The 14,144-nt window shown below is 62.2% G+C and carries 12 protein-coding genes; 4 read left to right on the plus strand and 8 right to left on the minus strand.

What is annotated here, in order from left to right; genetic code table 11:
* Window positions 1–12: 12 nt before the first annotated feature.
* Window positions 13–3,756 carry a tetratricopeptide repeat protein gene (locus tag V1283_RS35155; RefSeq protein ID WP_334391180.1) on the minus strand — a complete coding sequence of 1,248 codons (3,744 nt, stop codon included), beginning with the start codon at window positions 3,754–3,756 and terminating at the stop codon, window positions 13–15.
* Between the two features lie 356 nt (window positions 3,757–4,112).
* On the opposite strand from V1283_RS35155, the gene V1283_RS35160 reads away from it, so the two are divergent.
* The gene (locus V1283_RS35160) at window positions 4,113–4,472 is read left to right on the plus strand and encodes a PilZ domain-containing protein (RefSeq protein WP_334391181.1); all 360 of its coding nucleotides are present in this window, start codon (window positions 4,113–4,115) and stop codon (window positions 4,470–4,472) included.
* A gap of 6 nt (window positions 4,473–4,478) precedes the next feature.
* Window positions 4,479–4,712 (plus strand): hypothetical protein, encoded by a 234-nt coding sequence (locus tag V1283_RS35165; RefSeq protein WP_334391182.1) that lies wholly within the window; start codon window positions 4,479–4,481, stop codon window positions 4,710–4,712.
* Window positions 4,713–4,842: 130 nt separating this feature from the next.
* On the opposite strand, the gene V1283_RS35170 is transcribed toward V1283_RS35165, so the two are convergent.
* A complete protein-coding gene (locus V1283_RS35170) occupies window positions 4,843–5,331 on the minus strand; it encodes a GNAT family N-acetyltransferase (RefSeq protein ID WP_334391183.1) in 489 nt (162 codons plus the stop codon).
* A 3-nt stretch (window positions 5,332–5,334) separates the two neighbouring features.
* Window positions 5,335–6,126 (minus strand): IclR family transcriptional regulator domain-containing protein, encoded by a 792-nt coding sequence (locus V1283_RS35175; RefSeq protein ID WP_334391184.1) that lies wholly within the window; start codon window positions 6,124–6,126, stop codon window positions 5,335–5,337.
* 96 nt (window positions 6,127–6,222) lie between these two features.
* On the opposite strand from V1283_RS35175, the gene V1283_RS35180 reads away from it, so the two are divergent.
* Entirely contained in the window at window positions 6,223–7,581 is a 1,359-nt protein-coding gene (locus V1283_RS35180; protein ID WP_334391185.1) for an aromatic ring-hydroxylating dioxygenase subunit alpha, read from the plus strand.
* 136 nt (window positions 7,582–7,717) lie between these two features.
* Window positions 7,718–9,154, plus strand: a complete 1,437-nt coding sequence (locus V1283_RS35185; protein WP_334391186.1) for a glutamine synthetase family protein — start codon at window positions 7,718–7,720, stop codon at window positions 9,152–9,154.
* A 146-nt stretch (window positions 9,155–9,300) separates the two neighbouring features.
* Here V1283_RS35185 and V1283_RS35190 read toward each other — a convergent pair whose 3' ends face one another.
* From V1283_RS35190 to V1283_RS35210, 5 genes are all read right to left on the minus strand, one after another.
* Window positions 9,301–10,029, minus strand: coding sequence for an ABC transporter ATP-binding protein (locus tag V1283_RS35190; protein WP_334391187.1), 729 nt, complete (start codon window positions 10,027–10,029; stop codon window positions 9,301–9,303).
* Between the two features lie 7 nt (window positions 10,030–10,036).
* Window positions 10,037–10,804 (minus strand): ABC transporter ATP-binding protein, encoded by a 768-nt coding sequence (locus V1283_RS35195; protein ID WP_334391188.1) that lies wholly within the window; start codon window positions 10,802–10,804, stop codon window positions 10,037–10,039.
* Window positions 10,797–11,744 (minus strand): branched-chain amino acid ABC transporter permease, encoded by a 948-nt coding sequence (locus V1283_RS35200; protein WP_334391189.1) that lies wholly within the window; start codon window positions 11,742–11,744, stop codon window positions 10,797–10,799. The genes V1283_RS35195 and V1283_RS35200 overlap by 8 nt, the downstream gene beginning before the upstream one ends.
* Entirely contained in the window at window positions 11,741–12,658 is a 918-nt protein-coding gene (locus tag V1283_RS35205) for a branched-chain amino acid ABC transporter permease (RefSeq protein ID WP_334391190.1), read from the minus strand. The genes V1283_RS35200 and V1283_RS35205 overlap by 4 nt, the downstream gene beginning before the upstream one ends.
* 149 nt (window positions 12,659–12,807) lie before the next feature.
* A complete protein-coding gene (locus V1283_RS35210) occupies window positions 12,808–13,980 on the minus strand; it encodes an ABC transporter substrate-binding protein (RefSeq protein ID WP_334391191.1) in 1,173 nt (390 codons plus the stop codon).
* Between the last annotated feature and the right edge of the window lie 164 nt (window positions 13,981–14,144).

The following is a 14,144-nucleotide window of genomic DNA, read 5'->3' on the forward strand; positions in this document are numbered from 1 at the left end:
GGCAATGTCCGCTCACGTTGCCGTTAGGGTCTTTGCTTCTTGCTCCGCGGTCGCCGCTTCCTCGTATTGACCTAATTCAGAAAGGATGACCGCTAGATTGTTGAGCGATATCGCCAAGTAACGCGTGAACACCTCGGGCTGTGCCCGCGCAAGATCGCGATAGAATCCGGTCGCCTCCCCCGCTGTGACGAGCGCTTCCTCGCGCTGGCCAAGTTCGGAGAGCATGGCAACCAGATTGTTGAGCGACATGGCCAGAGCAGGCGTGAACGCCTCGGGCCTCGCCCGCGCAAGATCGCGACGGATCGCGACGGCCTCCCGCGCCAAGGCGAGCGCCTCCTCGCGCTGGTCAAGCTCGGAAAACATGTTGGCCAGGTTGTTGAGCGACCCGGCCAGATTAGGCGTGAACGCCTCGGGCCGCGCCCGCGCAAGATCGCGACGGATCGCGACGGCCTCCCGCGCCGCGGCGAGCGCCTCCTCGCGCTGGCCAAGCTCGGAAAACATGTTGGCCAGGTTGTTGAGCGACATGGCCAGATCAGGCGTGAACGCCTCGGGCCGCGCCCGCGCAAGATCGCGATAGATCGCGACAGCCTCCCGCGCCACGGCCAGCGCCTCCTCGCGCTGGCCAAGTTCGGAGAGCATGGCAGCCAGGTTGTTGAGCGACCCGGCCAGATCAGGCGTGAACGCCTCGGACCGTACCCGCGCAAGATCGCGATAGATCGCGACAGCCTCCCGCGCCACGGCGAACGCCTCCTCGCGCTGGCCAAGTTCGGAGAGCATGGCAGCCAGGTTGTTAAGCGACCCGGCCAGATCAGGCGTGAACGCCTCGGGCCGCGCCCGCGCAAGATCGCGATAGATCGCGACAGCCTCCCGCGCCGCGGCGAGCGCCTTCTCGCGCTGGCCAAGTTCGGAGAGCACGTTGGCCAGGTTGTTGAGCGACATGGCCAGATCAGGCGTGAACGCCTCGGGCCGCGCCCGCGCAAGATCGCGATAGATCGCGACGGCCTCCCGCGCCGCGGCGAGCGCCTCCTCTCGCTGGCCAAGTTCGGAGAGCCTGCCAGCCAGGTTGTTAAGCGACCCGGCCAGCTCAGGCGTGAACGCCTCGGGCCGCGCCCGCGCAAGATCGCGACGGATCGCGACGGCCTCCCGCGCCGCGGCGAGCGCCTCCTCGCGCTGGCCAAGTTCGGAGAGCCTGTTGGCCAGGTTGTTGAGCGACATGCCCAGATCAGGCGTGAACGCCTCGGGCCGCGCCCGTGCAAGATCGCGATAGAACCCGGTGGCTTCCCGCGCCGCGGCGAGCGCCTCCTCGCGCTGGCCAAGTTCGGAGAGCCTGTTGGCCAGGTTGTTGAGCGAGCCGGCCAGATTTGGCGTGAACGCCTCGGGCAGCGCCCGCACAAGATCGCGATAGATCGCGACGGCCTCCCGCGCCGCGGCGAGCGCCTCCTCTCGCTGGCCTAGCCGCGAAAGAAAGGCGGAAGCATTGTTCAAGAAAACGGCTCGTCTCGCAGGTTCATCTTCCAGCAAACGGGCGATCGTAAGAGCAATCAACGCGGCGAATCCTACCGCCGCGTAGGGCACATCTTCGGTTGCGACGGCGACGAATCGCACAGCCTGCTTCGGATCTCGCTCGATGATCTCGGCGAGCCGGCTTTCGAGCGATTGGGCTCTCCTTCCCGTGACATCCAGAGCGTCCATATCAAACAAGACGCGGCCTAGCCGATTGCCCAACCCCTCTTCAGCACCTGTAAACGCTATCGACAGCCAGTGGGATAGCCTTTGGTCTCCATCCGGAAACTTGGCATCGAATAGTTCAGCCCCTAGAAATTCAGCCGCCATCCTATCAGGCTTCACGGGAGTCAACTGACCGAGTCGCCACCACGGCGTATCCGCGATCTTCCGAATAACCTGGTCTCTCGCCACACCCTCACATAAACCGGCATCAACTAGCTTCGCGACAACATCGACATTCAAGCCATTCCCGAGAACACTTAGCGCGAGAAGCCTCCCCAACGTGTTCGGACCGATGCCAAGCCGCTCGGATGTTCTTCGAACTCGAGCCCGTTCGCGTATTGCGAGATCACGAACGATCGCATTGCCATCAATGCCGAAGGCATTCTCCGGCGCCAAAACAGCGTGAACCGCCGCGGCCGCTGCAAAGAGGGGCAAGCGATGCAGCGGCGCTTCCATCACCCAAGCATCGGCCCGATCAAGGCGCGGCTTGGGCAACCCGGCGGCAGCCGCGAAGTTGGTAGCCGCCGTCTCGATCAGTTCCAGAACATTCGCTCGGCTCAGATCGCCCGGATCGGCGATCGGGTGATTGCCGAAGCGGCCTTCCAGATCGATGGTTTCGGCCTCCCAATGTCTAAAATCCCGCCGCGATAGAAGCAACAGCCGGATCGGGTAGGACGCGCTCTTGGTAACAGCAAGCATCTTGATCAACGCGCGCATCAGGTCGAGATTTTCCTCGGGGTAGTCGAGAATGAGGAAGAGCCCCTTGGCGCTGCCGGTTGTGACGCGCAACGACGAGGCAGACCTTACAAAGCCGGCGCTCCAGCCGCGTTCACGCAAAGCGTTGGCAACCGCCGCCGCAAGGCGCGTTTTTCCCGAACCGCCTTCTCCTGTCACCAAACGGGCCGATGGCGGCCCAAGGTCGCGTTCGGCCCACCCGATAATCTTGGTCAACTCTTCGTTGCGGCCGTACAGTTGCTCGACAAGCCCGTAGTTCCAGCGCAGAGCATCCAACAGGTTGTAATCACCTGGTTGCACGGCGCTTGCCAGTGATCGCCAGGGAAGTTCCAGATCGGACGAAGGCGACAATTCATCCGAATTGGGAAACACGATCTCGAAAGTGTCATTGCCCACCGCAATCGAAATGTCGGCGCTTTGCTCCGAACGCTTCAACAAGCTGAGAATATTCTGGGTGTCCGAATTTGTTGCCTGCTGCCCACTGAGGAGTTCCTCGGCCAGTTTCTCAATGCGCGGTTTCGGCCGCTCGAATTGATCGAGGACAAACTCCTTCACATGCACATATACTTCATCAGATCGACTTTTGGGTTTTGCGATGGACCAATGTTCATGGTCAGTCGGCCACGCGCGCACGCGGTACAACGCGGGGTCGGCCGTATCGGGCTTCACGATTGTACCGAGGATGCGGATCGGCTTTGTCTCTCTCAAGACAAGGTGCGAAATTCCGATGTCTGTCGCCCACACTCGGTACCAGTTATTGAGCCGGCGTAGATTCTCATCGTTGCGGACCAGGCACATCGTCGCGGCCGACGGTCGAACAAGGATGCGCAGCCGGTCACCCCAAATCGCCATGTCGGCGCCGGTATGAGGCGTCGCGAGAAATGCGACCTTGTCTATCCGGTCGAGCAAACTGGCGGCCGCGACGCTGGTGTTTGCTTCCTGTCCCAGTAGCTCGAGGAGTTGTTTGATCACGAGCCCACCAAGGCTATGGCCGATCAGAATGACGCGCCCATCCCGTAATCTTGGTTCCTTGATAAGGCGTCCGAGAATGTTCTCGGCACGATCGAGGAGGCCCATCGCGGTCCCCTCCCAGCGCGAGATTGGCGCTTCGTATCCGACAGACCAAATAGCGTGGCCGTCGATATCCTCGGCAAGCCACCGGGGCCAAAGCGTGCCCTCGTCAAGCTTAGCCGCCTGCCATGTCAGAAGTGGATGCCCCCCAAGACCGTGAAAGAAAATCACGTTCGCTTTGAGGGCTCCACGACTATTCGATAAACAATGAAGATCGGCCATCGATCCAACCAATCCAATTGATCGCAATAAAACGCAATCTTAGCGAGAACGGGGCACATTGACCACAGGCTGCAAGCCCATCTGAGATTGCACTTCCCCTGATTAGATATCCACAATCCGACGACGAACTCGTCTTCCGCTGCACGGCGAGCACGCTTTCGGACTGCGCCGCGCGGTATCCTGAATATTTCGGCGGAACGGGCAACCTGCAGCGAGCCTGGGCCGAGCCCGTGCGCCAGCGGCTGTGGTCGGGGACAACAACTGTCGTTAACCACCGCGCAAGTTCCATGCGAACGCCCGCTGCAACACACCCTCAAAGTGTGTTACCAAATCGTTAATTGCATGGAGGACAAATCATGCTGGAGCGGCGTCAGCATCCCAGAAACCGCGTCTATTACGGCGGAATGGTCGCGTTCAACGCGCGCAATTCGACGCTTGCCTGCACCGTGCGCAATTTCAGCAGGCACGGCGCCAGGATCGAATTCGACAATTCGACCATGTTGCCCGACCGGATTGATTTCGAGATCGAGCGCAGGGGTCTGTCCTGCCGGGCCCACCTCGTCTGGCGCGATCGAAACGCGGCCGGCCTGGCGTTTTCAAATGTGCAGGAGACCAGCGACGTCATTCCGCTGGACCTGGCGCGCAAGCTGCGCGCGACCGAACGGGCAAACCGGCAGCTCCAGGCGCGCCTCGATCAGTTTCTATCCGAACTCTAGGGTCGCATGAGCGCAACTGAAAGCGAAGACGCAGCCATCCTTACCGCAGCTGGCGCGCCGAAACCGCGGCCGCGCCGGCTGCGCGCGGCGTTTGTGGCCGTGCTCACGGCGCAGTACACGCTCGTGGCGCTCGCCGTCGGCGTGACGGTCGCAGGCATCCTTCGCTATCTGGTGACCCCGCAGATCGTCGCCAAATTCGAGGCGATCGAAGCCGCGCTGAAGCGCTGGCCCGCGCCATAGCGCCCGGAGACAGGCTCCGCGAAGCAATCCATAGCGCCGCAAGCGGTAAAAATGGATTGCTTCGCTTCGCTCGCAATGACGGCGGAGACAATGATGCTTCACCAACCTTCAGCCGCATGGTTCGCCTTGCCTATCCGAGCTTCGCAAAGGCGGAGGCATGCTCGATGATCCCCGTATCTGTCGGAAGATCGCTTTTTCCAAGCAAAAGAGCCATCAGATGCGGCTCTGCATAAGGTGAGATAAAGCCGCTCGCCTTGCCGGCATCGAATCCGAAACGCCGATAGAAGGCGGGATCGCCGAGGACGAAAATTCCGAGCCACCCGGCGGCCTCGCCGCGGGCGATCCCTTCGCTGATAAGGCGGGAGCCAACGCCCATCCGCTGGCGTTCAGGCAGCACCGCGACCGGTGCGAGTGCCAGCGCGGGAAACGGCGCTTTCATCCTTGAGAACAGCGCATGGCCGACGACCGTCCCGGTATCAACGGCAACCAGCGAGAAAATTGAATCCCCGGCAGTGCGCAGATCATCGACCAATCGGGCTTCGGCCGACTGACCGAACGCGGCTTCTTCAACGACGCGGATCGCCGCAATGTCGCCGGGCGTTTCAGGTCGGACAATCATTCGTCAGACCAGCATCGATTTCACCGAGGCCGCAGCCTCGCGCAGGCGCGGCAAGAAGCGTTCGACCATTTCGGCTGACGAGACGCGGTCGACATGCGCGCCCATGTTGATGGCGGCGACGATTGCGCCGTCGTAACGGCGGATCGGCACCGAGATCGAACGGAAACCCGGTTCGGCCTCGCGATCGACCAGCGAATAACCTTTCGCGCGATCGGCGATGATCGTCTTTTGCAGCAGCTTTTTGTCGGTGACGGTGAACGGCGTCAGCGGCGCAAGGTCCATCTTGTCGAGTACTGCTGCCAGTTCGTCGTCGGGCTGCTGCGACAGCAGCACGCGGCCAACCGAGGTGCAAAAGGCCGGCAGCCGGTAGCCGATATCGATTCCTGAGGAAAATATCCGCGTCGGGCTGGCGCGGGCGATGAAGACGACGTCGTTGCCATCGAGGACCGCCATCGACGAGATTTCCTGCGCCTCGCCCGACAGCCGGTCGAGCGCAGGCTGCAGTACCGAGACGACATGGTTGGAGGCGAGATAGCTGGAGGCCAGCACCAGCACGCGCGGCATCAGGCGGAACAGCTTGCCGTCGGTGGCGACGAAGCCGGCGCGTTCGAGCGTGAAGAGAATTCGCCGCGCGGTGGCACGCGGCAGGTCGGCCGCCCTGGCAAGGTCGCTCAGCATCATCGGCTGCCGGCTGCCGCCGAACACCTCGAGCACGCGCAGACCGCGGTCGAGGCTTTCGATGAAATCGGTCGCGCCGCGGTTGTCGCCCTCGCTCTGGCGCTTCAGCTTGGGCATCGCTGCCTCCATAATCCGCTTGCCTAATCCCAAGCCTACGCTAGAATCGCACAAAAGTTCAATAGCCGAACAAATCTGCCTGCGGAGACCCTCGCCATGATGAGCCAGGAAGCGAACGACCTGATCACCCGCACCGGCCGCAAGGACCCCTGCGGAAAGCTGATGCGGATGTACTGGCAGCCGGCGGCGCTGGTGGATGAGTTGCAGGGACCTCGGCCGGTTCGCCCGGTCAAATTGCTCGGCGAGAGCCTCGTTCTGTTTCGCAACGAAGAAGGCCGCTACGGCCTGATCGACCGCCACTGCGCCCATCGCGGCGCCGACCTCGCCTTCGGCCGTCTGGAAAATGGCGGGCTGCGCTGCAACTTTCATGGCTGGCTGTTCGATGTATCCGGCCAATGCCTGGAAACGCCCGCGGAGCCAAAGGACTCAAAACTGTGTCAGGGCATCCGTCAGCGCTCCTATCCCGTGGTCGAGAAGAGCGGCATCCTCTGGGCTTATCTCGGCGAAGGCGAGCCGCCGGCGTTTCCGGAGATCGACTGTTTTGTTGCGCCCGACAGCCATACCTTTGCGTTCAAGGGCCACATCAATTGCAACTGGCTGCAGGCGCTGGAAGTCGGCATCGATCCGGCGCACGCTTCCTTCCTGCATCGCTTCTTCGAGGACGAGGATACCTCAACTGCCTACGGCAAGCAGTTCCGTGGCGCTTCCGCCGGAAGCGACATGCCGATGACGAAAATCCTGCGCGAATACGACAACCCGATCATCAATGTCGAGCACACCGAATACGGGCTGCGGCTGATCGCGCTGCGCGAGCTAGATGCGGAGCGGACGCATGTGCGCGTCACCAACCAGCTCTTCCCGCACGGCTTCGTCATTCCGATGAGTCAGGAGATGACGATCACGCAGTGGCATGTGCCTGTTGATGACGAGAACTGCTACTGGTACGCGATCTTCACCAGCTACACGGCGCCGGTCGACAAGAAGAAGATGCGCGACCAGCGCCTCGAATTGTATGAGCTGCCGGATTACAAATCGCGCAAGAACAAGAGCAACGATTACGGTTTTGATCCGCACGAACAGGCGACCGAGACTTATACCGGCATGGGGGCCGACATCAACGTCCACGACCAGTGGGCGGTGGAATCGATGGGCGCAATCCAGGACCGCACCAACGAACACCTCGGCACATCAGACAAGGCGATCGTACAGTATCGTCGCCTGCTGCGGCAGGAGATCGAAAAGGTCGGCGGCGGCGAGAAGCCATTCATGTTTCTCGACGCCGCGCATGCGCGCAGCATCCAGGGCCCGGCCACGATGGACGGTATCGGGCCGACGCGCGGCTGGGAAATCTACTGGATGGAAGTCGACGTCAAGCGTCGCCGCGGCGCGCCGTGGGCCGCGCCGGTGCCACGCGAAATCGTCGGCAAGGTCCCCCACCTGACGGCGGCGGAGTGAAGTTTATGGCACCGTCATTCCGGGGCGATGCGACAGCATCGAACTACGATGTGCAATTGCACATCGGAGAATCTCGAGGTTCCGGGTCTGGTCCTTCGGACCATCCCGGAACGACGGCCAGCGGGAGAGCAGCGCGTTGAGTTTCGTCGAACGTCACGGTCTCTGGTCGAAAGAGCAGCAAGAGGCGGCCAGCCGCCTGCGCAAGATCGTCGAAGAGAAAAATCTCGAAGTCATCCGGCTATCGTTTCCTGACCAGCACGGCATCTTGCGCGGCAAGACGCTGGTAGCATCCGAAGCGATCGCCTCGCTGGAAGGCGGCTGCTCCATCACCACCACGATGCTCGCCAAGGACACCTCGCACAAAACGGTGTTTCCGGTGTTCACGGCCGGCGGCGGTTTTGGCATGAAGGAGATGGAGGGCGCCGCCGACGTGCTGATGGTCGCGGACCCTACCACATTTCGCGTGCTGCCCTGGGCGCCCACTACAGGCTGGCTGCTGTGCGACCTCTATTTCAGCGACGGCCGCCCGGTGCCGTTCGCCACGCGGCATCTCTATCGCAAGGTGCTCGATCAACTGGGAAGCCGCGGTTACGATTTCGTCGCGGGCCTCGAGGTCGAATTTCACCTCTTCAAGCTCGAAGATGCGCACATGACGCCGGAGGATGCCGGCCAGCCCGGACGTCCGCCTTCCGTCAGCCTGCTGTCGCACGGCTATCAATACCTGACCGAGCAGCGCTACGACCAGATGGAGCCGGCGCTGGAAATCATCCGCCGCGACGTGCTGGCGCTCGGCCTTCCCTTGCGATCGGTCGAGGTCGAGTTCGGCCCGAGCCAGTGCGAATTCACTTTTGCGCCGGCCAAGGGACTGACGCCCGCCGACAACATGGTGCTGTTCCGGTCGGCCGTAAAACAGATCGCGCGACGCCACGGCTATCACGCCACGTTCATGTGTCGGCCGAAATTGCCGAACGTATTTGCGTCCGGCTGGCACCTGCACCAGTCGCTGGTGTTGCGCGCGAGCGGCGAGAATGCGTTCATGACCAGGGACGACGGCGAGGCGCTGAGCGGCTTCGGCCGCGCCTATCTCGCGGGGCTCCTGGAGCACTCCCGCGCGTCCACCGTGTTCACGACGCCGACCATCAACGGCTACAAGCGCTACCGCACTTACTCGCTGGCGCCCGACCGCGCGATCTGGGGCCGCGATAACAGAGGCGTCATGATCCGCGTGCTCGGCGGACCGGGCGATGCCGCCACGCGACTGGAAAACCGGATCGGCGAGCCGGCGGCGAACCCCTATCTCTACATGGCCTCGCAGATTCTTTCCGGACTCGACGGCGTCGACCGCAAGCTCGATCCGGGACCATCGGCGGATGCGCCGTACGAGACCAAGGCAGAGCTATTGCCGAAGAGCCTGCGCGAGGCGGTTTTCGCGCTGAACGACGATCCGTTCTTCCGGCAGGCGCTGGGGGCGGAGTTCGTGGATTATTACGTCCACATCAAGAACGCGGAGATCGAACGGTTTCAGGCCGAGGTGTCGGACTGGGAGCACCGCGAGTATTTCGAGATGTTTTGAGGCACGGTCTCTCGTCGTCCCTGCGAACGCAGGGACCCATAACCACCGATGCCAATGATTAGAGGAAGACCATCGACCACCGCCCCAGATAACGACGGCCGCGGCGTATGGGTCCCTGCGTTCGCAGGGACGACGACGGAGATAGCTCAAATCCCCAGATACCGGTGTTGCAGATCCGGCTCGGCGATCAACTGCTCGCTCGTCCCCGTCCACACCGTCCGCCCGCGCTCGATGATGTAGTGGCGGTCGGCGATCTTGGCGAGGTTGGCGACGTTCTTGTCGATGACCAGCACCGATTGGCCGCGGCCTTTCAGCATCGACAGGCAGTTCCAGATCTCTTCGCGGATCAGGGGCGCGAGGCCTTCGGTGGCTTCGTCGAGGATCAGAAGTTTTGGATTGGTCATCAGCGCGCGGCCGATCGCCAGCATCTGCTGCTCGCCGCCCGACAGCGTCACGCCCATGTTGTTGCCGCGCTCGGCGAGCCGCGGAAACAGCGCGTGGATTTTGTCGATGGTCCAGGGATCGGAACTGCCCAGACGGTTGCCGGAGGCGGCGACCAGGTTTTCGTACACCGTCAGATTCGGGAAGATCTGGCGGCCTTCCGGCACCAGGCCGATGCCGAGCTTTGCGATTCTGTACGACGGCAGGCTACGCACTTCCTCGCCCGCAAAACGGACTTTGCCAGCGCGGGCCGGCGTCATGCCCATGATGGAGCGGATGGTCGTGGTCTTGCCCATGCCGTTGCGGCCCATCAGGGCGACCATCTCGCCCGATCGCACCTGCAGCGACAGGCCGAACAGCACCTGGCTGAGACCGTAACAGGTTTCGATGCCGTCGATCTCCAGCAAGGTCTCGGCCATTTTTGATTCAGCCATCCTGGATTCAATCATGGCTGGTCACCGCATGCTGTTCGCCGAGATAGGCGCGCTTGACTTCCTCGTTGTTCCTGATGGCGTCGGGATCGCCCGAGGCGATCACGCGGCCATAGACCAGCACGGTGATGCGGTCGGCGAGCGCGAACACCGCTTCCATGTCGTGTTCGACCAGCACGATGGTGACTTCCTTCCGCAGCTCCTTCAAGAGCGCCACCATGCGGGCGGATTCGGTGACGCCGAGGCCGGCCATCGGCTCATCGAGCAGCAGCAATTGCGGCTTTGTCGCGAGCGCGACCGCCAGTTCGAGCTCGCGCTGTTCGCCATGGCTCAGTTCGGACACCGGCACGTCCGCACGCTTGGCGAGCCCTACCCGTGTCAGCGCCGCCTGCGCCGCGTCGCGCAGATGCTTCTCCTTGCGGGCCGCGCCCCAGAAGCGGAACGAGTGGCCGTCATGCGCCTGGGCTGCGAGTGCAACATTGTCGGCGGCCGTGAAGTTCGGCAGCAGGCAGGTGATCTGGAACGAGCGCGCCAGGCCAAGCCGGCTGCGCTGATAGGACGGCAGCCACGTGACGTCGCGGCCGGCAAAGTGAATGGCGCCGGAATTCGGCATCAACTGCCCGGTCAACTGGCTGATCAGCGTGGTCTTGCCGGCGCCGTTGGGACCGATGATGGCGTGCAGTTCGCCCTTGGCTACGTCGAGCGACAGATTGTCGGTGGCCTTGATGCCACCGAAGCTGCGGACCAGGTTTTCGACGCGGAGCAAGGGATCAGGCACGGCTCAACCTCCCCAGCAAACCCATGATGCCGCCGCGCGCGAACAGCACGATCAGCAGCAACAGCGGGCCCATGATCAGCGCCCAGTATTCAGTGAACTGCGACAGCAGCTCTTCCAGCAGCAGAAACACGATGGTGCCGATAACAGGACCGAACAGCGAGCCCATGCCGCCGAACACCACCATCACCATGAGTTCGCCGGAGCGGGTCCAGTACATTCCGGCCGGGCTGACGAAATCGGTATTGTTCGCCAATAGCGCGCCGGCAAGGCCGCAGATGGTGCCTGAGATGACGAAACAGACGAGACGATATCTATTGGCATGATAGCCGATCGCCTGCATGCGCTGCTCGTTGGAGCGCACGCCCTGCACCACCATGCCGAACCGCGAATTGATGATGCGCCAGATCAGATAGATGCCGCCGAACAGGCAGCCAAGGCAGAGGTAATAGAACTGCACGCGGTTCGACAGGTCGATCAGGCCGCCGAAAGTGCTGCGCTTGTAGATGGTGAGGCCGTCGTCGCCGCCATAGCGCGAGAGGCCCGAGGTGACGTAATAGGCCATCTGCGCGAAGGCGAGCGTGATCATGATGAAATAGACGCCGCGGGTGCGCAGCGACAGCGCGCCGATCACGAGCGCATACAGCGCCGACGCCGCCAGCGCCACCGGCCACTGGATGAAGCCGGAGCCGATGCCCTCATAGGCGAGGATGCCCACCGCATAGCCGCCGATGCCGAGATAGGCAGCATGGCCAAAACTCATCATGCCGCCATAACCCATGATGAGGTTGAGGCTGGCGGCGGCGAGCGCGAAGATGACGATGCGGGTGAACAGCGTCAGGATGAAGATGTTGCCGGTCAGCGCGGAATAGGCCGGCAACAGCGTGAGGCCAAGCACGACGAGCGCCACGACGACGTTGCGGACGTTGATGTGAGATTTCATCGCTTGGCGGCCGGAAACAGCCCCTCCGGCCGCACGACGAGCACAATCGCCATCAGCAGATAGATCAGCATCGACGACAATGCGGGTGCCGCGGTGGAGGCTGCGGAAGAACTCAACATCATGCGCAGCAGATCCGGCAGGAAGGCGCGGCCGAGCGTATCGATCATGCCGACGAAGATCGCGGCAACGAACGCGCCGCGGATCGAGCCGATGCCGCCGATCACGATGATCACGAAGGCGAGGATGAGAATGTTCTCGCCCATGCCGATCTGCACGGTAAGGATCGGCGCCTGCATCAGCCCGGCAAGGCCGGCAAGCGCCGCGCCAAGTCCGAACACCAGCGTGAACAGCAGCTTGATGTTGATGCCGAGCGCGCCGATCATTTCGCGGTTGGAGGCGCCGGCGCGGATCAGCATGCCGATGCGGGTGCGCATGACGACGAGATAAAGCAGCGCCGCGACCGCGAGCGCGACCACGATGATCGACAACCGATAGGCCGGATAGAATACGCCAGGAACGACCTGCACCGGCACGGTCAGCCAGGCCGGAAGCGGCAGCGACAGGCCGGCCGGGCCCCAGATCAGCCGCACCGCGTCGTTGAAAAACAGGATCAGCCCGAAGGTCGCCAGCACCTGATCGAGATGGTCGCGGCCGTAGAGATGCCGGAGCGCGATGAATTCGAGCGCGATGCCCAATAACAACGTGGCGCCGAGCGCCAGCAGGATGCCGAGCACAAAACTGTTCGTCCAAGCCACGAAGGTGGCGGCGAAATAGGCGCCCATCATGTAGAGCGAGCCGTGCGCCAGATTGACGAAATCCATGATGCCGAACACAAGCGTCAAGCCGGCTGCCAGCAGGAACAGCAGCAGGCCGAACTGCAGGCCGTTCAGCGATTGTTCGATGAGGACGAGCATGAATCCTTAAACCGTGGGCCTAACAAAACAGCGGCAGCACATCTGCGCCGCCGCCATTTTCTTATTGGGCGGATGATCTGTCGCAAACCGCCTCGGGGTCAAGCCCGAGGCCGCGTGTTCGCGAGATCATGCACCGGCCATGCCAACAATCACTTCATCGGGCATTTGTCGTGGAAGCGATCCTGGTCGTCCTTGACGATGGTGGCCACCGTCTTGAGCGAGAGCTGGCCGTCAGCATCCTTGACCACGTCCTGCAGGTAGAAGTTCTGGATCGGGATATGGTTCTTGCCGTATTTGAACGGACCGCGCACCGATTTGAAGTTGGCCTTCTCCATTTCGGCCTTCATCTCGTCCTTCTTCGCCGTGTCGCCCTTCGCGGCGACGACCGCGCTATTGATGAGTTGCGCGGCGTCATAGGACTGCGCGCCGTAATAGGTCGGACGCAGGCCGGTATACTTCTTGCGGTAATCCTCGACGAACTTCTTGTTCTCCGCGTTCGGCAAGTCGTTCACCCATTCCTGGGCGCCGGGAATACCGATCGCATTGTCCTTCTGCAGTGGCAGCGACAATTCGTCGACGGTAAACGCCGTATAGAGCGGCATCTGCGACTTGAGGCCGGCCTGGGCATATTGGTTGAGGAACTGCACGCCGGCGGCGCCGGGATAGAACACGAAGATCGACTCGGCCTTGGAGTTCTTCGCCTTGGTGAGTTCGGCTGAGAAGTCGAGCTGGCTCGGCCACACCGTATATTCCTCACCGACCACCTCGCCCTTGAAGGTGCTCTTCAGGCCCGCCAGCATGTCCTTGCCGGCAGCGTAATTCGGCCCGATCAGGAACACCGACTTGACGCCCTTCTGGTTCATGTACTGGCCCATCGCCTGCGGGGTCTGGTCATTCTGCCAGGAGGTCGAGAACACGTAAGGCGAGCAGAGTTCGCCGGCGAGCTGCGAGGGACCGGCATTGGCCGAGATCAGGAAGGTTTTTGAATCGACCGCGGTCTTCAGCGAGGCCAAAAGAACGTTCGACCAGATATAGCCGGCGATGAAATCAACCTTGTCGGACTGGATCAGTTTTTCGGTCTTCTGCTTGCCGACGTCGGGCTTCTGGCCGTCGTCCTCATAGATCACCTCGACCGGCTTGCCCCCCATCTTGCGGCCGAGATGGTCCAGCGCCAGCTCGAACGAGTTGCGCATGTCGTTGCCGATCACAGCGGTCGGACCGCTGAAGGTCGAGACAAAGCCGATTTTGATGGTGTCGCCAGCCGACGCGGGCTGCGCCAGCGCCAGAACCGCCGCGCCCGCCAGCCAGAATGCCTTTTTCATAATCACTCCCCTCCTCGTTATCGAACCAGACCCGCCTTGTGACGGGCAGCGCTTGTTTCGCGCGCCTCTTTATCAGTGAGGTATTTTGTGCGCGAAATCGCCGGTCAGCGGCAAGCATGAACCGGCGGCCCCGCTTAGAACCTTCGGCCCATACCCCAGCGGCC

The organism is Bradyrhizobium sp. AZCC 2262 (assembly GCF_036924535.1).
GTDB lineage: Bacteria > Pseudomonadota > Alphaproteobacteria > Rhizobiales > Xanthobacteraceae > Bradyrhizobium.

Coding starts and splice junctions, on each gene's coding strand:
- V1283_RS35190 (WP_334391187.1), bottom strand. CDS start 10,029: ATGGCTGAATCAAAAATGGCCGAGACCTTGCTGGAGATCGACGGCATC.
- V1283_RS35170 (WP_334391183.1), bottom strand. CDS start 5,331: ATGATTGTCCGACCTGAAACGCCCGGCGACATTGCGGCGATCCGCGTC.
- V1283_RS35180 (WP_334391185.1), top strand. CDS start 6,223: ATGATGAGCCAGGAAGCGAACGACCTGATCACCCGCACCGGCCGCAAG.
- V1283_RS35205 (WP_334391190.1), bottom strand. CDS start 12,658: ATGCTCGTCCTCATCGAACAATCGCTGAACGGCCTGCAGTTCGGCCTG.
- V1283_RS35210 (WP_334391191.1), bottom strand. CDS start 13,980: ATGAAAAAGGCATTCTGGCTGGCGGGCGCGGCGGTTCTGGCGCTGGCG.
- V1283_RS35160 (WP_334391181.1), top strand. CDS start 4,113: ATGCTGGAGCGGCGTCAGCATCCCAGAAACCGCGTCTATTACGGCGGA.
- V1283_RS35175 (WP_334391184.1), bottom strand. CDS start 6,126: ATGCCCAAGCTGAAGCGCCAGAGCGAGGGCGACAACCGCGGCGCGACC.
- V1283_RS35165 (WP_334391182.1), top strand. CDS start 4,479: ATGAGCGCAACTGAAAGCGAAGACGCAGCCATCCTTACCGCAGCTGGC.
- V1283_RS35200 (WP_334391189.1), bottom strand. CDS start 11,744: ATGAAATCTCACATCAACGTCCGCAACGTCGTCGTGGCGCTCGTCGTG.
- V1283_RS35155 (WP_334391180.1), bottom strand. CDS start 3,756: ATGGCCGATCTTCATTGTTTATCGAATAGTCGTGGAGCCCTCAAAGCG.